The following is a 17773-nucleotide window of genomic DNA, read 5'->3' as shown; positions in this document are numbered from 1 at the left end:
TCAAATAATTTGCCATTGATCAGTTGGGTAATAGCAGCCCCCGGCGATTTACATATTCCGCCGGTACTGCCCACCCACCTCAAACAGCGCATTGGTGATCTGCCCCAGCGAGCATACGCGCACAGCCTCCATCAGCACTTCGAACACATTGAGGTTTTCGATCACGGCCTGCTGCAGGCGTTTGAGCATGGCCGGTGACTCGGCGGCGTGGAGGCGGTGGAAGTCGTCCAGGCGCTTGAGTTGGCTTTGCTTTTCTTCCTCGGTGGAGCGGGCCAGTTCAAGCTTGTCTTGTACCGCATCGCCGTGCGGGTTGCGGAAGGTGTTGACGCCGATGATGGGCAGCTCGCCGGTGTGCTTGAGCATCTCGTAGTGCATGGACTCGTCCTGGATGCGGCCACGCTGGTAGCCAGTTTCCATGGCGCCCAGCACGCCGCCGCGCTCAGCGATGCGTTCAAACTCCAGCAGCACGGCTTCTTCTAGCAGCTCGGTGAGCTCCTCGATGATGAAGGCGCCCTGTGAGGGGTTCTCGTTCTTGGCCAGGCCCCATTCGCGGTTGATGATGAGCTGGATTGCCATGGCGCGGCGCACCGATTCTTCGGTGGGCGTGGTGATGGCCTCGTCAAACGCGTTGGTGTGCAGCGAGTTGCAGTTGTCGTAAATCGCGATCAGCGCCTGCAGCGTGGTGCGGATGTCGTTGAACTGGATTTCCTGCGCATGCAGGCTGCGGCCCGAGGTCTGGATGTGGTATTTCAGCTTCTGGCTGCGCTCGTTGGCGCCGTATTTCTCTTTCATGGCCACGGCCCAGATGCGGCGCGCCACGCGGCCCATCACCGTGTATTCCGGGTCCATGCCGTTAGAGAAGAAGAAACTCAGATTGGGCGCGAAGTCGTCGATGTGCATGCCGCGCGCGAGATACGCTTCGACAAAGGTAAAACCGTTTGACAGCGTGAAGGCCAGCTGGCTGATCGGGTTGGCACCAGCTTCGGCGATGTGGTAACCGCTGATGGAGACGCTGTAAAAGTTGCGCACCCGGTTGTGCACAAAGTACTGGGCGATGTCGCCCATGACTTTGAGGCTGAACTCGGTCGAGAAGATGCAGGTGTTCTGTCCCTGGTCTTCTTTCAGGATGTCGGCCTGCACGGTGCCGCGAACGTTTTCCAGCACCCACTCGCGAATCTTCGCGGCTTCGGTTGCCGTGGGGTTGCGGCCATTGTCCTTTTTGAATTTTTCCAGATTCTGGTCGATCGCCGTGTTCATGAACATCGCGAGGATGGTCGGCGCCGGGCCGTTGATGGTCATGGAAACAGACGTCGATGGGTTGCACAGGTCAAAGCCGTCGTACAGCACCTTCATGTCGTCCAGCGTGGCGATGGAAACGCCCGAGTTTCCGACCTTGCCATAGATGTCAGGGCGCAGTGCCGGGTCGTTGCCATAGAGCGTGACAGAGTCAAACGCGGTGGACAGCCGCTTGGCCGCCATGCCTTCGCTGAGCAGCTTGAAGCGGGTGTTGGTGCGGAAGGGGTCGCCTTCGCCGGCGAACATGCGGGTCGGGTCTTCACCCTCGCGCTTGAAGGCAAAGGTGCCGGCAGTGTAAGGGTAGCTGCCGGGCACGTTGTCAAGCATCAGCCATTTGAGAATTTCGCCGTGGTCTTCGTACTGCGGCAGCGCCACCTTGCGGATGGTGGTGCCCGAGAGCGATTTGGTGGTCAGCGCCGTGCGGATTTCCTTGTCGCGGATTTTGACCACGTATTCGTCACCGGCGTAGGCGGCCTGCATGTCGGGCCACTGGGCGAGCAGGGCGCGGGCATCGGCGTCCATGCGCGTCTTGCGGTGACCGGCCAGGTCCAGCGCGGCTTCGGCGGCTGGCGCGCGGTCGGGCTTGTCGATCTTGAGCATGGAGGCCGCGGCCTTGAGCTGCTGCACCTCGCGCGCCAGTTGGGCTTGCGCGCGGGCACGTTTTTTGTAGCCGCGCACCGTGTCGCTGATTTCGGCCAGGTAGCGCGTTCGCGCGGCCGGCACCACCGGCGTCTGGTTGGTACTGTGGCGCACTTCGGCCGCGGGTAGCACACCGCCCTCAAGCGCCAGGCCCAACGCGGCCAGGCGCGGCTTGAGCGCCTGGTAGAGGGCCGTCACGCCGTCGTCGTTAAAGCGCGCAGCCATGGTGCCGAAGACCGGCATCTTGTCGGCCGGCGTGCCCCAGGCTTCCTTGTTGCGTTGCACTTGCTTTGAGACATCGCGCAGGGCGTCGAGCGAACCCTTTCGGTCGAACTTGTTGATGGCGATGAACTCGGCGAAGTCCAGCATGTCGATTTTCTCGAGCTGGCTGGCGGCGCCGAATTCGGGCGTCATCACGTACATGGGCACGTCCACATGCGGCACGATGGCGGCATCGCCCTGGCCTATGCCGGAGGTCTCGACCACGATCAGGTCAAACCCTGCGCATTTGCAGGCGGCGATCACGTCGGGCAGGGCCTGACTGATTTCGGAGCCGAAGTCGCGCGTGGCCAGTGAGCGCATGAAGACGCGTTGACCGCTGTCGGCGTCCTTCTGTCCTGCCAGGGGGACAGTCCAGGGGTTGATCGCGTTCATGCGGATGCGGTCGCCGAGCAGCGCGCCACCACTCTTGCGGCGAGACGGGTCGATACTGATGACTGCCACGCGCAATTTGTCGTTCTGGTCCAGGCGCAGGCGGCGTATCAACTCGTCGGTCAATGAAGACTTGCCGGCGCCGCCAGTGCCCGTAATCCCCAGCACAGGGATCTTGCAGGTGGAGGCCTGCGTGCGGACTTTGTCCACCAGCGCCGCGTCGGCCTTGCCATTCTCCAGCGCCGTGATCAACTGCGCCAGCGCCCGCCAGTTCATCTCTCCGTGGCCTTCAATGGCCGTGACGTTCTTGGGCGCGAAACTGGTCAGGTCTTTGTCGCAGCGCATGACCATCTCGCCGATCATGCCGGCCAGGCCCATCTTCTGGCCGTCTTCAGGGCTGTAGATGCGGGTGACGCCGTAAGCATGCAGCTCGCGGATTTCGGGCGGCACGATGACGCCGCCGCCCCCGCCGAACACCTGGATGTGTTCGCCGCCGCGGCTTTTGAGCAGGTCGACCATGTACTTGAAGTACTCGACATGCCCGCCCTGGTAGGAGCTGATAGCGATGCCTTGCGCGTCCTCCTGCAGGGTGGCTGTGACCACTTCGTCCACGCTGCGGTTGTGGCCCAGGTGGATGACCTCCGCGCCCATGCTCTGCAGGATGCGCCGCATGATGTTGATGGCGGCATCATGACCGTCAAACAGGCTAGCCGCCGTGATGAAGCGCACTTTGTGAGTAGGGCGGTAGCTGGCGAGCGCTTTGTATTCAGCGGACATGTCGGTCATGGTTGTCTCCGGGCGGCGGTTGGGCCGTCGATCTGTGATCTGTTTGATTGACGTTTACGTAAACGTCAATCTTAGCCGGTAAGCCGGCGCCGATCAAGTGTGCGCCCTGTAGCGGTGCGAGCAAAAAAAGGGACGCGGAGCGCCCCTCTTTGCCAAAGCCTGGGGCCCAATGGCTTCCGGGCTGTTTACCCGTACAGGTATTTAGGCAGCCAGAGCGTCAACCCGGGCCAGACGTACATGAACACCATGCACAGGATCACGATCAGCATGTAGGGCATCATGCCGGCGAAGATCTGGTTGATGGTCACATGGGGTGGCGACACCCCCTTCAGGTAGAAAGCCGACATCGCCACGGGCGGCGACAGGAAGGCCGCTTGCAGGTTCACGAAAACCAGCACGCCCCAAAGAATCGGATCGATCTGGAAATGCTGCAGCAGTGGCAGGAAGATGGGCACGAAGATCACGATGATCTCGGTCCACTCCAGTGGCCATCCCAGGACGAAGATGATGGCCTGCGACAGCAGCAGGAACTGCAGTGGTGTCAGATTCATCGACATTACCCATTCCTCGACGACGCGCTGGCCGCCCAGCAGAGCGAAAACCGCGGAGAAGAGTGCTGAACCCACAAACAGCCAGCACACCATGGAGGTCGTCTTGCAGGTCAGGAACACCGCCTCCTTGATTTTCTGAAAGTCCAGCGTGCCGGCATGCCAAGCCATGAGAAAGGCGCCGGCCGCGCCGACGGCCGCCGATTCGGTGGCGGTTGTGATGCCGAACAGGATGACCCCCAGCACGACGATGGTTAGCAGCGCGAGCGGCATGACCGAGCTCACCAGCATCCGCAGGATCTCGAACTGCTCGGCGTCGAAGCGTCGGTAGTACCACAGCAGCAGTCCCGCCATCAGCACGCAGGCGATGGCAAAGCCCGTGTAGAAGGACTCGGGCACGGGTGCGGTCTGTGGCCCCGAACCCGAGGGCTCGCCTATTTCCTGCAGTGGTGCGTCGGCGGTGGTTGTCGCTGTCGATGGCTTCGCATCTTCCGATCCCGGCGGCGCCTGCAAGCCGCCGGCTTCGGCCGGCTCCTTGACCGTGTCGCCGGGTTCTTTCAGCCCTTCTTCCGCAGGTGGTTCCTGGAGGCCGCCTTCGGCGGCCGGCGGCTCCTTCACGCCGCTCTCCGCCGGTGGTTCCTGGACTTCGCCGCTGACTGCGGGCCCTTGCAGGCCTCCGCCCGCCGGCGCTGCGGCCTTGGCGGTGCGTGCCGCCGCCACCTGGGCGATGTTGTCGGCCTGCGAATGGATGACCACATACCACCAGGTGCCGCCCAGAGTCGCCAGCGCGAGCACCACCGGCACCAGGGCTGTGCCCAAGCTGCGCAACAGGAAGCCGCGGCTGACTTGGGCGCCCGCCTGCAGCGCCTTGCCCGGAGCCGCGACGGCCATGGCCAACGCCGGCAGCGTCCTGCGCGAATAGGCGGCGGTCACCTGCTGCAGCCAGAGCGGCACCGGCGCGCGGTTCTGCTCCGGCGGCAGCTTGGGCGCGATCTTGGGGTTGAGCATGACCCAGCCGACGATGTAGACCAGGTAGAGCAGGGCCAGGAAGAAGCCGGGGAACATGGCCGCCGCGTAGAGCTTGACCACGGACTGGCCGGCGACGGCGGCGTAGACGATGATCATCACCGAGGGCGGGATCAGGATGCCCAGCGTGCCGCCGGCGGTGATCACGCCGGCCGCCAGCCGCGTGTCGTAGCCGGCGTTGAGCATGGGCCGCATGGCGATCACGCCCATCAGCACCACCACAGCGCCCACCAGGCCACTGGCGATGCCCCAGAACGTGCAGATGATCAGGGTGGTGACCGCCAGCGAGCCGGGCACGCTGCGGAACGCCAGCTGCACGCTATGGAACATCTTGTCCACCAGCGCGCCGCGCTCCATCACATAGCCCATCAGCACAAACAGCGGAATCGATAACAGGGTCTCGTTGGTCATCGCTCCAAAAGCGCGCTGGACCATCAGGTCGAAGATCCTGTTTTCCCAAAAATGGGTGGACGGATCGTAGAAGGCCACGAAGCCGAACGCCATGCCCAGGCCCATCAGTGTGAATGCGGTGGGAAAGCCCATCATGATGACGACCACGATCAGGCCGAGCATGGTCATGCCGAGGACTGCGTTGCTCATTTGGAGACCTCCGCCCTGTGGGCTGCGGTGCCATGAATCTTCGGAACGGCCGGGCGATTCATGTTCAACCTTTCAGGCCGGCGGATTTTTCGATGGCCAGCAGCTTGGCTTCTTCATCGACAAACTCGCTGCCGGCCAGCTGCTGCGCGACCACATCGGATTCCTGGGCGTCCTTGAGCCGCGGTGTCCAGATGCCGGTGCGGATACAAACGACGCAGCGCAGGATCTCGGACAGCCCCTGCATCAGCACAATGGTGCCAGCCACCGGGATGACAAACTTGAACGGATACAGCGGGATAGGGGTGGCGTTGAAGGTTTGTTCGCGCATCGCCAGTGACTCATTGAAGTATGTCCAGCCGGCCCAGGTCAGCGCCATAATCCCGGGCAGGAAGAAGACGATGTACAGGACCAGGTCCAGCCAGGCCTGCGTGCGGGGCTTCAAGTTGCCGTAGAAGAAGTCGCCGCGCACATGGCCGTCATGCGCCAGCGTGTAGGCGCCCCCCAGCATGAACAGCGTGCCATACAGCATGTTATTGACGTCGAAGATCCATGCGGTGGGCGCGTTGAGCGCGTAACGCTTGAAAACTTCAGCGCAAACGACCACCATGAGGATCACGATGAGCCAGGCGGCGGCCTTCCCGACCCAGGTGCTGATGTGATCAGCCGTGTGAAGGATTTTTTGTGTATTCATTTTGAACCGGTGTTCCCATCAAAAAGGCCAGCCATCCAGGGTTGGACGGCTGGCCGGCTTCGCCGGGGCTCGCAGGCTCAGGCCTTCTTCTTGCCGAAGGAATGGTTGTAGGCCATCTTGAAATCGACCATGTAGTCGTTCTGCCAGGGGATGGTGCGCGCGGCGTAGGCCTTCTGCGAGTCGATCACCTTCTTGAACAGCGGATTGGCCTTGGCTTTGTCCTCGATGATCTTGTCCCAGGCTTCCAGCTGTGCCTTGAGCACGGCGTCGGGCGTCTTGTAGAACTTGATGCCCTGTTTTTTCATTTCAGCGTAGTCGGTGGAATTGCGATCTATGGCCTTCCAGCTCATGTCGGCGCTGGCAGCCTGCACGCCGTAGTCGATGATTGCCTTGAGCTCGGCGGGTAGCGCGTTGTACTTGGCTTTGTTAAACAGAATCTCGAACTGCTCTCCGCTCTGGTGAAAGCTCTGAAGCATGCAGTTTTTGACCACATCCGGAAAACCCAGAACACGGTCCGAACTGGCGTTGTTGAACTCGGCTGCGTCGATCAAGCCGCGGTCCAGCGCAGGTACGATCTCACCGCCGGGCAGCGGATTGACGGAGGTGCCCATCGCTGTGAAGATGTCGACCGACAGTCCGACCGTGCGGAACTTCAGGCCCTTCATGTCACCCACTTTGGCGATCGGCTTCTTGAACCAGCCCAGCGGCTGCGTAGGCATGGGGCCGTAGAGGTATGACACCACATCCATGCTGATCGACTTGTAGATTTCTTCCAGCAGTGCTTTGCCGCCGCCGTAGTTGTGCCAGGACAGGACCATGTTCGGGTCCATGCCGAAGGCCGGGCCGGAGCCCCACAGGGCCAGGGCGTTGTTCTTGCCGTAGTGGTAGGCCACCACACCGTGGCCGCCGTCCAGCGTGCCCTTGTTCACAGCTTCGAGCAGCTGGAATGCCGGCACGACCGCGCCGGAGGGGAGCACCTCGATCTTCAGTCGGCCGCCGGCCATGTCATTGACCTTCTTCGCGAAATCGTTGGCGTATTCATGGAAGATGTCCTTGGCCGGCCAGGTGCTCTGGAAGCGAAAGGACGTTGTCTGCGCCATGGCGACCATGGGGGCGGACAGGGCGCCGGCGGCAATCGCGGCGCCTTTCAGCAGGCCGCGCCTGCGGGGGCTTTTGCTCTCGGTCATGACTTGTCTCCTGTTGTTTCGAAAAAGATAAGAGGACTCATCATTCCGTCTTGCCCATTCCTTACAAAGAGGGTTTCCACCAACGCTACAGGTTGTTGCCCCTTCTCAGGGTGAAACTGTTTGTGCGTGACCGACAGGAGCCCGCGAGGAGCTCAGGTGACTTTCAGCCCCCTGAGGGCCGGATCGCCCGGCGGAAAGCGTAGCTTCAGTTCCTGCAACCTGGCCCGGACGAGGGTGGCGATCATCAGGTTGCGATGCGTCTTGGAGTCCGCTGGCACCACGGTCCAGGGTGCCCAAGGAGTGCAAGTGGCCTGGAGCAGCGTTTCGTAAGCCTTCTGGTACTGCTTCCACTGCTTGCGGACCTCCAGGTCGCCCGCGCTGAATTTCCAGTGTTTGGCGGGGTCATCCAGTCGCTCCTGCAGCCGTTGCTTTTGCTCATCGGGACTGATATGCAACATGAACTTGAGGATCACCGTACCGGTTTCCGAGAGCATGCGTTCGAAGTCGTTGATGTGCCGGAACCGCTGTGCTGTTTGTGCCGATGTGATCCATCCGTTGACGGGCGGCACCAACACATCTTCGTAATGGCTGCGGTTGAAAATCACGATCTCCCCCGTGCCCGGCAACTGCTGATGGATTCGCCACAGGTAGTCATGCGCCCGCTCATCTTCCGTCGGAGCCTTCCAGCTGACCGTCCGTACGCCCAGCGGGCTGATGCGCCCAAAGACACCGCGCAATGTCCCGTCCTTGCCTGAGGTGTCCGTTCCCTGCAGGACCACAAGAAGTTTGTAGCGTTTGTCCGCGTAAAACAGGTTTTGCAATCCGTCAATCTCCGTGGCCAGTGCTTCGACGGCAGCTTTATCACGTAGCTTGTCGCCCGTCGAGAACGGCTTGGCTGCCGGGTCAAGGCTGGCGAGGGAAAACCCCTTGGGCTTCGTCGGGGAGGGTTGCCAGGGGGCTACGGTTTTGGCCAGCGCCTTGAAGCTTGCCTTGCCAGGCTGTACCTCTTGTGGAGAAGGTGTGTCGGCGTTGTTGCGGGGCATCCGGGTCTCCTGCAGTTCATCGGTAGGATGATTGTGCATGCCCAGCCCACGTGAGGAGGGCGCGCGGCCAGCCTATGCCCCTCACCGTCTGATGGGTGGTTTCAGGTGGATAAACTTGATCTGCTGGTTTGGGCCGTTGCCATGAGATGCATACACGCCCATATACCTGTTGGTCAACATTTGAACTGAGAGGCCCTGTCATGGAAAAAAACACTTCTGCAAATGCTTCCGCGCGGCCTGGTGTCCAGCCTGCTTCCGGTTATGCCGGCGATATTTCTCCACAGCTGGCTTTTGAGTGGATGCAGTCGGGTGAAGCCGTGCTGGTGGATGTGCGGACCGACGCCGAACGTGAATGGGTGGGCTATGTGCCCGGCGCAGTACCTCTGGCCTGGAAGCAATGGCCGGGCATGGCGATCAATGCTGGTTTTGAGGAAGGACTGAAGGACGCCGTGCCTGCCGGCAAGAAGGCAGTGCTGTTGTGCCGCAGCGGCGTACGTTCGGTCGCAGCGGCCAAACGCGCGACCGAGCTGGGTGTCCAGGCTTACAACATCCTCGAAGGTTTTGAAGGCGATGCTGATGAGCAGGGGCAGCGCGGCCGCAAGGGTGGCTGGCGTTTTTGGGGCTTGCCGTGGAAGCAGGGTTGAGATGACTGCCACCTTCGGTGGCCGGTACATCTACTTTTTGTAACTTGAATATGTAATTAAATGACGGTTGGACTTCCTAAAAATGAGGTGAATAGTTCACACCACGATGTCGCAAATTTGGTGTATCGATGTACCCCCTGTTAATTCTGACAGGGGGTAAGAAGTATCAATTTGTTTGAGCGCTTTCAATGGGGTTCCCCTTTTTAACGGAGCTCCCTCATGCAAGTACTCGAACGCAAACTTTCCCCTGACGCCGCGCAGTTTTCCAACCCTGCCCTTGGTGCCCAGTTATGCCAGCGAATATCCCGTGACTTCACGCCGCGCTGGAATCAGCAGTGGAGCGGAAAGTTCATGCTTCATGGCAAAACACCGGACTCCAATGCCATCCGGCTGGACGGCAACGACTACCTCAGCGTCACTGGCCATCCGCACATCGTTCACGCGCAGGTGGAAGCCTTGCGTAAGGAGCGGGAGTTTGTGGTGCAGTCCGGTGTCTTCCACCTGAACCAGCATCCCACACACACGCTGGAGCTGGCACTGGCATCCTGGGTCGGCAAGGACGACGGCTTCATTTGCCAATCGGGTTATGCGGCCAATGTCGGCGTGCTGCAGGCGATTGCCGATGCGCAGACCCCTGTATACCTTGATACGCTGGCCCATGCATCGTTGTGGGAAGGCGCCCATGCGGCGCGCGCCCCGGCTTTCGCTTTTCGCCACAATGATCCGGTTCATCTCGCCCGGATGATCGCCAGGAACGGCCCTGGCATCGTGGTGGTCGATTCCGTGTACAGCACCACGGGTGCCATCTGTCCCCTGGGGGAAATTGTCGATGTGGCCGAGCAGCACGGCTGCATGATCCTGGTGGATGAATCGCACTCGCTGGGCACACACGGCCCGGAAGGTGCGGGGCTGTGCGCCGAGTTGGGCCTCACCAGCCGCGTGCACTTCATCACCGCCAGCCTTGCCAAGGCTTTTGCCGGCCGGGCCGGCTTTTTTACCGCGCCGGCGCACATGCGCTATTACATTCTCTGTTCAAGCTTTCCCAATATCTTCAGCTCCAGCCTGCTGCCGCACGAGATTGCCGGCCTTGCAGCCACGCTGGAGGTGATCCGCAACAGCGACGATGCGCGTGCAAGGCTTCACGCCCACACGCGCAGGTTGCGGTCTGCCTTGAGCGAGCTGGGCTATCCCATCCATCAGGGCAGCCAGCAGATCATTGCGCTGGAGGTTGGACTGGAATCCGACACCATGGTGTTGCGGGACCGGCTGGAGGAGCGCAACGTGTTTTCGTCGATGTTCTGCGCGCCGGCCACCAGCAGCAAACGCGCGATGATGAGGTTAACTCTGAATGCCGGGCTGATGGATTCCGAACTGGACCATGTGGAAGCGGTCGCACGCGAGATCGCGCCGATCGTGAAACCATGGGACTGGCCGATTGCACGGCGCGCCCGGGCCGGCCAGGAGGCATGATGCCGGCGTCAGTCCTGAAGGTGTCTCTCACCCGAGGTGGCAATAAATCGCTCGTGGCTGCTCATGAAGCCGGGGTTAAAAGGCTCGCCGACGGTAAAAAGCGCCGCATGGAGTACGGTCGGACCGGAAGCGATGGCGAAGGCCTGGCGCGGCTGGGGTTTGTGGCCGGCGCCCAGTGCCAGCTGCAGTTCCAGATCGATGAGTTTCCTGCCCGCTGCCACGTCCTTCACGGTCGAGGCATCCCAGCCTTGCGATGCCGCCATTTCGGCAAGCTCTGGCAGGTTCCCGGCGGGTTCCAGCTGCAACCAGCTGACGCTGCCTTTGCGGTCAAGGGCCAGCACACCGAAGGGTGCACCGATCACCACATGCTCGATCCAGCCTTGCCGCAGCGCCAGGTTTTCCAGCTCCTGCGCGACGGATGTTTCGCACAGCAGCGCATGCTGCGCGCGGGACAGCGTCGCCCGCCAGGTCTGCTGGTGCCGGGGATCGGGCTGTCGCAGCAGCGCCTGCACCGCATCGGTCAGGCGCAGCCGGATCTCCGGAGATTGCTTGGGAATGAATTGTTCGATCAGCCCGCGGTTGAAGGCCGACACGGCAAGTTGCTCGTCGGCCCTGCCTGTCAGCAAAACGCGCGAACCCGACCACCCGGTCAGCTCGCTCAACACCCTCAGCCCGCTCATGGCCGGCATGGAATAGTCCACCACGCAGACCTGCGTGAGCGCAAATCGCGCCGTGCCGTCTTCCCGCCAGTACTGCAGGATTTGCGGGATCAGGGCCGACCCCTCGCGCCATCGATTGATGATTTCCTGCTGGCGCCAGGCATCCGCTTCCCAGCGCACCGGCTCCTGGAGCAGCAGGTCTATACACGCCACCGGGCGCAGGAACAGGCGTACATGCCAGTCCAGCGGCATGACTTCCGCGAGCATTTCGAGATAATCCGGGTCGTCGTCCAGGAAAACCACGCCTCCGGGACGGCGGTAAAGTGCAAAGGACATGTTGTCAGTCTAGCGCGGGTTGTCAAAAGCAAATCATGTGCAAGGTATCAGGCCGTAATCGGCAGCTCGATGGTAAAAGCAGCTCCCACGGCGAACTCTGATTTCACATGAATGGTGCCACCTGCGCTTTGTACCACTTGCTGGCAAAAGGCCAGGCCCAGGCCATGCCCCGTGCCGCGGTTGCTCGAGAAGAACGGCTTGAAAATCTGCGGCAGCAAGGCAGCGTCGATACCCATGCCCTCATCGGCCACCATGATGCGGCCGCGCGCCTGCGTCCTGCCGACTTCAATGCGCAGGGCGCCGTGCGGGTATTTCGAGTCAGCCGCCATCAGGGAATGCAGCGCGTTCTTGATGAGGTTGTCCAGCACCTGGGAAAACTGTGTGGCGGAAGAACGGAAGGTGAAGTCATCGTGAACAAGCACCCGCACGCATTCCCTCTGGCGACTCGACTGGTAGGGATACGCCGCCACGACATCCTGGACCAATTTGCCGGCCGCGACCTGTTGGGTATGCCGTGGCAGCTGCAGCAGCTTGGCATTCGCGATCTGTGTGTCGATTTGGTGGTTCATGTTTCGAACCAGTGCGTGAAGGCGCAGCGCCAGTTTGTCCAGCTGCAGCGCGCGCGGGTTGTCGGGCTGGCGCTGTACCTCCAGCTGGATCGCATCGCCCAGCAGGGCTGCCGTCGACAGCGGCGTGCGCAGCTCGTGCGCCATGATGCCGATGGTAGTGAGCGTGCTGGAAAGCTGTTCCCGCCGCAGGTTGGCCGAGGAAAGGTTCAGCACCAGCGCGATCGACCAGGCAAACGCAAATACCACGGCATGCACGGTGCGCTGGTCTTCCGGCAGGGCGGGAACCGCCGGCCCCACGTACAGGAACATGACCCAGGCCAGCCCCCCCCCAGTGATGGTGCCCAGGGTCGCCAGGCGCCAGTCAGTGACATGGTAGTAGATCAGCACCATGGCCGCCAGGGTGGCCAGCCACACGGTATTGCTGCCGTTGCACAGGTACATCCAGCTGAACAGGACCGGCAGTTCGAGCCAGAACACCACACCAAATACCCGTTGCGCCAGCCGGCTTCCCGGGTCATGGTTGACGCGTTTGGTCATCAGGCTGTAGCCCAGCACGCTGGCCACGACGCGCAGCGGAAGGTTTTCATAGGGCTGCGGCAGCCAGACCGACCAGATCCAGGCGAACAGGGCGTTGCCCGAAAAAAAAGAAAGACCCAGCCACCACAGCCGCCGCGGGGATGGATGCAAAATGGGCTCCAGGGGCGCAAGGATCAGTTCCTCGCGCAGCCACTGAAGCAGGGGACGCCGCGCAAGCCACGCGTGAAAGCGGGCGCTCCTCACGTTAAGAACTTCTCCAGCACAACCGGGAACCTGACTGATGATGCATTTGACATTTGACTGTATTGTCCCGGTTCTTATCTCGTCAAGCTAATGCTGTTACCTGCCAACTTTGACAGCGTCAGCCTGGACGGCGTCATCAGCGACTGGCTGTGCGCCCTTCGCGAGTTCTCGGTCGAAGCGCTCATGGTACTGGGCCCCGACCCGTTCGGGGGGCAGGAAGACCGGCTGGTGCTGGCCATTCACCCTCCGCGCCTGCTGGATGCCGCCGAGGCCCTGGCCGAGAGCCGGGACTTCGGCGCCCCGTGGCGCGACTCCGACGCACCTCTTGTCGCCTGGCAGGATATTTCCAAAACCGCTTTCGAAAGCCTGGGCCGCTGGCGCCGGCTGTGGCTGGCTCACGGTTACCAAAGCGTGGTGCGCATCGCCTTTCCGTTGACGGTGGGGCGGGCCTTTGAATGCTACCTCTTCAGCCCGCGCCAGTGGCATGACCGCAGCGAGGCGGCCTTGCTGGCCTGGTCGGCCCTCAACATCTGGCCGCTGCTCAAGCGCGCGCTGGCCGAAGCGCGCAGCCCGCTGAGCCCGCGCGAACTCGAATGCCTGAGCCTGGCCTTCCAGGGGATGACGGCACGCGAGACCGGCGAGTTGCTGGCCTGCAGCGAACGCACGGTGAACTTTCACCTCTCCAATGCCATGACCAAACTCAAGGTCGACAACAAGCTGGCCGCCATCCAGCGCGCGTGCTGGTTCGGATTGATCTGAGCGTTCTTTGCCGCGTCTACTGGAAAACCTGTAGGCCTGCGCCTGCAGGTGCGCTTCAAACCTGTTCATAATCCGCCAAATGACCTTCCTAGCGCTTGACGTGGGTAACACCCGCCTGAAATGGGCCCAGTACGAAGCCCCTGTGCCCAAGGCCAAGCTGCTGGCGCAGGGCGCGGTGTTTCTGGAAAACATCGACAAGCTGTCCGAAGAAGAGTGGGGCGGCATGCAACCTCCGTCGCGTATCCTCGGCTGCATCGTTGCCGGCGACGCCATCAAGCGGCGTGTGGTCGAGCAGATGGAACTCTGGGACGTGGCGCCGCACTGGGTCGTTTCCAGCCCGCATGAGGCTGGTGTCACCAATGGCTATGACCATCCGGCCAGGTTGGGCGCTGACCGTTGGGTGGCCATGATCGGTGCGCGCCACCGGCTGCTGGCGCGCGGCATCAACAAGCCTTGCGTGGTTGTCATGGTGGGTACCGCCGTGACGGTCGAGGCGATCGACGCTTCCGGCAAATTCCTGGGCGGCTTCATTCTTCCAGGCCACGGCATCATGCTGCGCGCGCTCGAGTCCGGCACGGCCGGTCTGCACGTTCCTACCGGCGAGGTGCGCGACTTTCCCACCAATACCAGCGATGCGCTGACCAGCGGCGGCACTTTCGCCATTGCCGGTGCGATACACCGCATGGTGGAAAACGTCGCCCGCCACTGCGGCGAAACACCCGAATGCATCATGACCGGCGGCGCTGGCTGGAAGATGGCGCCCAGCATGTCGGTGAAGTTTGAGCTGGTGGACAGCCTCATCTTCGACGGACTGTTGGCCATCGCCTCACAGCGTTTTGCAGCCTGACGCCTTTTCCGCGCGGTGGAGTTGCTGCGGGATGTGCTATCAAAAAAGTAGCTGCTTGCGCCCGTCGTTATTGGGCTAAGGCCATAAAAATCTCAAAAAAATTAACCGGAGCTTCCTGGCAACTGCGACGCACAGCGAGGGCTCACTCTCCCCAAGGCAACATCAGCGTCACGATGGACAGCTTGGCGAACTCCGGCACAAACTCATCGATGATGCGCTGCGGCTCCGGGCACAGGGTGCTGTCGGTGATCACGCCGAACTGCACGCCGCCGCCGTAGCTCAAGATAGACACGCCCAGCCCCACGTCGCCCGACTGCGGTACCCAGAACATGCTCTGCTCCAGTGTCGAGCCGCAGAACTTGAGCTTTTCGCGCGGGCCAGGCACGTTGGTCATCACAGCCGTGGTTTTCTTGGCAAAGAGGTTGAGCATCACGTCCTGCGCCGGCTTGATCAAAAGGCCCGCCACCGCCAGCAGGCTGAAAGCCAGCAACGGCTGGTAGCTGCCCTTGAGCGCAGCCATGCGCCGGCGCACCTCGTAGACGCGCTCGATCGGATTCTCCACCCCGATGGGAAGCACCAGCGGCACCAGGCCGAACCGGTTGCCCAGCTTGTGCGCCTGGTCCAGCGGCCGCAGGTTGACCGGCACCATGGCGCGAATCTCCTGGCCCGCCACATCGTCACCGAAGGTTTTCAAATATTCGCCCAGGGCGCCGGCCACGCAGCTGAGCAGCACGTCGTTGATCGAGCAGTTGAGTGCCTTGCCCACGGCTTTGACCTCGTCCAGCGGAATCGGCTGGCACCAGGCCACTTTTTTTGCGCCGCCGGGCTTGCCTTTGAGCCGGGTCTTGGAGTCGTCGGGCATCAGGGCCAGCGCGGCGCCGTCCTTGAGCACCTGCATCAAGACCTTGGCCATGTCCATGGAGCCGTGCATGCCGTCTTCCATGCCCTTTTTGGGGTCACCCAGCATGCCCAGCGAGCGCGCTGCACCTTCACCGACGGCACCCAGTGCCTTGACGGTGATGTCGGTGAAGGGCTTGAGCAGGGTGTCGGCAATCCAGTCTTCCGTGCCGGTAGCCGCCGCAGCCTTCTTGCGCCGCTCAGGCGGCGGCGTGCCGCCATCGACCAGCGACATGGTCACGGAGATCAGCGCAATACCGTCCGCGATGCAGTGGTGGATGCGCACGATCATCGCGCTGCCCTTGACGCCATCGGGCCCGGTGTAATCCTCGATCAGGTGAATTTGCCACAGCGGGCGTTTCGGGTCCAGGCGCTGGGTGGCAAGCACGGCCACGCGGTCCTGCAGGGCCTGCTCCTGGTTGGCTGATTTGGCCAATTTCTCCTGCACGACATGGTTGGCCAGGTCGAAGTTGCGGTCCATCACCCAGGTGGCGCCGGCGGCGTCTTCCATCACGCGCTGCTTGAAGCGGTCGTACTTCAGCAGGCTGTTTTCGATGCGTTCGCAGACGGCTGCGTACCTGACGCCCGGCGCAAGCTGCCACACGCCCACGATCATCATGAGGTTGGCATCGTTGTCCATGCGCAGCCAGGCCGTGTCGACCTTGCTCATGCGCTCCCCTGAAATGCCCAGGGTTCCCGAGACGGCCCGCTTGACGTTCTTCTGGACGTTTTTTGCCACTTTTCGGCCTGCGGCCTGAGCGGTAACGCGTGTAACCATGAGCACTCCCTAAAACCAACTAAATTACCTGTCGGAAAGAATTTTCCGCCGGGCCGCCCCCAAGGAAAATTAACCCCCTCGGGGGGCAGCGCATTACACGTAGTGAAAAGCGTGGGGGTAATCCTCTATTTTGGCGGTAACGGCCTCGCTAAGATACCGGGCAGTTACCCCAAGCCACCTCATTGGTGACCCACTTCTAAAAACGGAGATTTCTCATGTCAGACCTGAAAGCTGCCTTCGACAAAGCCATGGCCGATTCGAAAAACCTCAGCGAGCGCCCCGACAACGCGACGCTGCTGAAGATTTACGCGCTCTACAAGCAGGGCAGCAGCGGTGACAACGCCGACAAGAAGCCCGGCTTCGGTGACATGGTGGCCCGCGCCAAGTGGGACGCCTGGAACAGCCTCAAGGGCACCTCGCAGGACGATGCAATGCAGCAGTACATCGATTTGATCGCCGATCTGAGCTAAGACTCTCCTCCACAAAAAAAGCGGCACAGTCCCGGCGCGATTTGCACCGGGGCTGTGCCGCTTTTTGCGGGCTGTTAAAGACTTCAGTCGGCTTTAATGTTCGCCAGTTTCACGATCCGGCCCCACATCTTGCGCTCGTTGTCACCCAGGGTAGCCAGCTCGGCGCCGCTCATCACAACCGCTTTCGCGCCTTGCTCTTCGGCGCGCTTCCTGAAGCCTTCCGACTCCACCACCTGCTTGATGGCCAGCGAGAGTCGGCCTTGCAGGTCGGCGGACAGTCCTGTCGGCCCGTAGACCGCGAACCACGACGATGCCACCAGCGGCACGCCGGTCTCGATGGCGGTCGGCACATTGGGTTGCGCGGCCAGGCGCGTGCGGCCGGTCACCATCAGCGCCTTGAGTTTACCTGCGCGGATGTGCGGCAGCAGCGGCGGCGGTGTGGTGATGGTGAAGTCCACCGTGCCGGCCAGCAGGTCGTTCAGCGCCGGGCCCGTACCGCGATAAGGGATGTGCACCATGAAAGTCTTGGTCAGGTCCTTGAGCAGCTCGGTCGTCACATGCTGCAGCGAGCCGTTGCCACTGGATGCATAGTTGACCTTGCCGGGGTTGGCCTTGACGTACTTGATGAAGTCCACAAAGTTGTCGGCGGGAAAGTTGCCGCGTACCACCAGCAGCTGCGGCGCGTCAATCAAATGGCCCAGCGGCTTGAGGTTGGTCGCCGGGTCAAAGCCGGGCACCGGCTGGATCAGCGGCGTGATGCATTGGTAGCCCGAGTACTGCACCAGCAGGCTGGTGCCATCGGCCGGGCCTCGCGCGACCATCTGGCCGGCGATGTTGCCGTTGCCGCCGCCGCGGTTGTCCACGACCACCGAGGTTTGCAGAATCCTGCCCAAGGGCTCGGCCAGCATGCGCGCCGCAATGTCGGTGGTGCCACCGGCCGCCGTGGGAACAATGAGTGTGATGGGTTTGCCGGCGAGCTGTGCACGCACCGGGTTGAGCCAGGCGGCCGTGCTCAGGCTGGCGACGGCCATGAGGGTTCTGCGGGAAATAAGGGTCATGGTTGTCTCCGGATAGTTTTTTTCGGGGAAGGGTGACTC

Annotated in this window: 14 protein-coding genes; 5 read left to right on the top strand and 9 right to left on the bottom strand. The window is 61.9% G+C overall.

The annotated features are described in order from the left end of the window. Positions 1-48: 48 nt before the first annotated feature. The 5 genes from icmF to AC1DWQ_RS04575 all read right to left on the bottom strand — a co-directional run bounded on the left by icmF (position 49) and on the right by AC1DWQ_RS04575 (position 8467). Positions 49-3372 (bottom strand): fused isobutyryl-CoA mutase/GTPase IcmF, encoded by a 3324-nt coding sequence (gene icmF, locus AC1DWQ_RS04595; RefSeq protein ID WP_477668569.1) that lies wholly within the window; start codon positions 3370-3372, stop codon positions 49-51. A gap of 185 nt (positions 3373-3557) precedes the next feature. Further along, positions 3558-5546, bottom strand: coding sequence for a TRAP transporter large permease (locus AC1DWQ_RS04590; protein ID WP_477668568.1), 1989 nt, complete (start codon positions 5544-5546; stop codon positions 3558-3560). A gap of 64 nt (positions 5547-5610) precedes the next feature. Continuing rightward, positions 5611-6237, bottom strand: a complete 627-nt coding sequence (locus tag AC1DWQ_RS04585; protein ID WP_477668567.1) for a TRAP transporter small permease subunit — start codon at positions 6235-6237, stop codon at positions 5611-5613. Between the two features lie 77 nt (positions 6238-6314). Beyond that, on the bottom strand, positions 6315-7424 hold the full coding sequence (locus tag AC1DWQ_RS04580; RefSeq protein ID WP_477668566.1) for a TRAP transporter substrate-binding protein: 1110 nt from the start codon (positions 7422-7424) through the stop codon (positions 6315-6317). Between the two features lie 152 nt (positions 7425-7576). Continuing rightward, complete coding sequence (locus AC1DWQ_RS04575; protein ID WP_477668565.1) at positions 7577-8467, bottom strand: PPK2 family polyphosphate kinase; 891 nt, start codon at positions 8465-8467, stop codon at positions 7577-7579. Positions 8468-8667: 200 nt separating this feature from the next. On the opposite strand from AC1DWQ_RS04575, the gene AC1DWQ_RS04570 reads away from it, so the two are divergent. Further along, entirely contained in the window at positions 8668-9111 is a 444-nt protein-coding gene (locus AC1DWQ_RS04570) for a rhodanese-like domain-containing protein (protein WP_477668564.1), read from the top strand. A 219-nt stretch (positions 9112-9330) separates the two neighbouring features. Beyond that, positions 9331-10581, top strand: coding sequence for an alpha-hydroxyketone-type quorum-sensing autoinducer synthase (cqsA, locus tag AC1DWQ_RS04565; protein WP_477668563.1), 1251 nt, complete (start codon positions 9331-9333; stop codon positions 10579-10581). A gap of 8 nt (positions 10582-10589) precedes the next feature. Here cqsA and AC1DWQ_RS04560 read toward each other — a convergent pair whose 3' ends face one another. Together AC1DWQ_RS04560 and AC1DWQ_RS04555 are read right to left on the bottom strand one after the other, a co-directional pair. After that, positions 10590-11576, bottom strand: coding sequence for a response regulator (locus AC1DWQ_RS04560; RefSeq protein ID WP_477668562.1), 987 nt, complete (start codon positions 11574-11576; stop codon positions 10590-10592). Positions 11577-11623: 47 nt separating this feature from the next. Then, on the bottom strand, positions 11624-12925 hold the full coding sequence (locus AC1DWQ_RS04555; protein WP_477668561.1) for a sensor histidine kinase: 1302 nt from the start codon (positions 12923-12925) through the stop codon (positions 11624-11626). Positions 12926-13015: 90 nt separating this feature from the next. On the opposite strand from AC1DWQ_RS04555, the gene AC1DWQ_RS04550 reads away from it, so the two are divergent. Beyond that, entirely contained in the window at positions 13016-13684 is a 669-nt protein-coding gene (locus AC1DWQ_RS04550) for a helix-turn-helix transcriptional regulator (protein ID WP_477666524.1), read from the top strand. Between the two features lie 79 nt (positions 13685-13763). After that, positions 13764-14531 (top strand): type III pantothenate kinase, encoded by a 768-nt coding sequence (locus tag AC1DWQ_RS04545; RefSeq protein ID WP_477668560.1) that lies wholly within the window; start codon positions 13764-13766, stop codon positions 14529-14531. 142 nt (positions 14532-14673) lie between these two features. Here AC1DWQ_RS04545 and AC1DWQ_RS04540 read toward each other — a convergent pair whose 3' ends face one another. Next, positions 14674-16206 (bottom strand): wax ester/triacylglycerol synthase family O-acyltransferase, encoded by a 1533-nt coding sequence (locus tag AC1DWQ_RS04540; RefSeq protein ID WP_477668559.1) that lies wholly within the window; start codon positions 16204-16206, stop codon positions 14674-14676. Positions 16207-16421: 215 nt separating this feature from the next. On the opposite strand from AC1DWQ_RS04540, the gene AC1DWQ_RS04535 reads away from it, so the two are divergent. Continuing rightward, the gene (locus tag AC1DWQ_RS04535; RefSeq protein WP_477668558.1) at positions 16422-16676 is read left to right on the top strand and encodes an acyl-CoA-binding protein; all 255 of its coding nucleotides are present in this window, start codon (positions 16422-16424) and stop codon (positions 16674-16676) included. An 83-nt stretch (positions 16677-16759) separates the two neighbouring features. On the opposite strand, the gene AC1DWQ_RS04530 is transcribed toward AC1DWQ_RS04535, so the two are convergent. Then, on the bottom strand, positions 16760-17734 hold the full coding sequence (locus tag AC1DWQ_RS04530; RefSeq protein WP_477668557.1) for a Bug family tripartite tricarboxylate transporter substrate binding protein: 975 nt from the start codon (positions 17732-17734) through the stop codon (positions 16760-16762). Between the last annotated feature and the right edge of the window lie 39 nt (positions 17735-17773).

The sequence above is a fragment of the Polaromonas sp. P2_G11 genome (genome assembly GCF_056403595.1).
The sequence above is the reverse complement of the archived record's forward strand: the minus strand, read 5'-3'. Positions and strand labels throughout refer to the sequence as shown.

Coding starts and splice junctions, on each gene's coding strand:
- AC1DWQ_RS04590 (WP_477668568.1), bottom strand. CDS start 5,546: ATGAGCAACGCAGTCCTCGGCATGACCATGCTCGGCCTGATCGTGGTC.
- AC1DWQ_RS04550 (WP_477666524.1), top strand. CDS start 13,016: ATGCTGTTACCTGCCAACTTTGACAGCGTCAGCCTGGACGGCGTCATC.
- AC1DWQ_RS04580 (WP_477668566.1), bottom strand. CDS start 7,424: ATGACCGAGAGCAAAAGCCCCCGCAGGCGCGGCCTGCTGAAAGGCGCC.
- cqsA (WP_477668563.1), top strand. CDS start 9,331: ATGCAAGTACTCGAACGCAAACTTTCCCCTGACGCCGCGCAGTTTTCC.
- AC1DWQ_RS04575 (WP_477668565.1), bottom strand. CDS start 8,467: ATGCCCCGCAACAACGCCGACACACCTTCTCCACAAGAGGTACAGCCT.
- AC1DWQ_RS04540 (WP_477668559.1), bottom strand. CDS start 16,206: ATGGTTACACGCGTTACCGCTCAGGCCGCAGGCCGAAAAGTGGCAAAA.
- AC1DWQ_RS04545 (WP_477668560.1), top strand. CDS start 13,764: ATGACCTTCCTAGCGCTTGACGTGGGTAACACCCGCCTGAAATGGGCC.
- AC1DWQ_RS04585 (WP_477668567.1), bottom strand. CDS start 6,237: ATGAATACACAAAAAATCCTTCACACGGCTGATCACATCAGCACCTGG.
- icmF (WP_477668569.1), bottom strand. CDS start 3,372: ATGACCGACATGTCCGCTGAATACAAAGCGCTCGCCAGCTACCGCCCT.
- AC1DWQ_RS04535 (WP_477668558.1), top strand. CDS start 16,422: ATGTCAGACCTGAAAGCTGCCTTCGACAAAGCCATGGCCGATTCGAAA.
- AC1DWQ_RS04570 (WP_477668564.1), top strand. CDS start 8,668: ATGGAAAAAAACACTTCTGCAAATGCTTCCGCGCGGCCTGGTGTCCAG.
- AC1DWQ_RS04560 (WP_477668562.1), bottom strand. CDS start 11,576: ATGTCCTTTGCACTTTACCGCCGTCCCGGAGGCGTGGTTTTCCTGGAC.
- AC1DWQ_RS04530 (WP_477668557.1), bottom strand. CDS start 17,734: ATGACCCTTATTTCCCGCAGAACCCTCATGGCCGTCGCCAGCCTGAGC.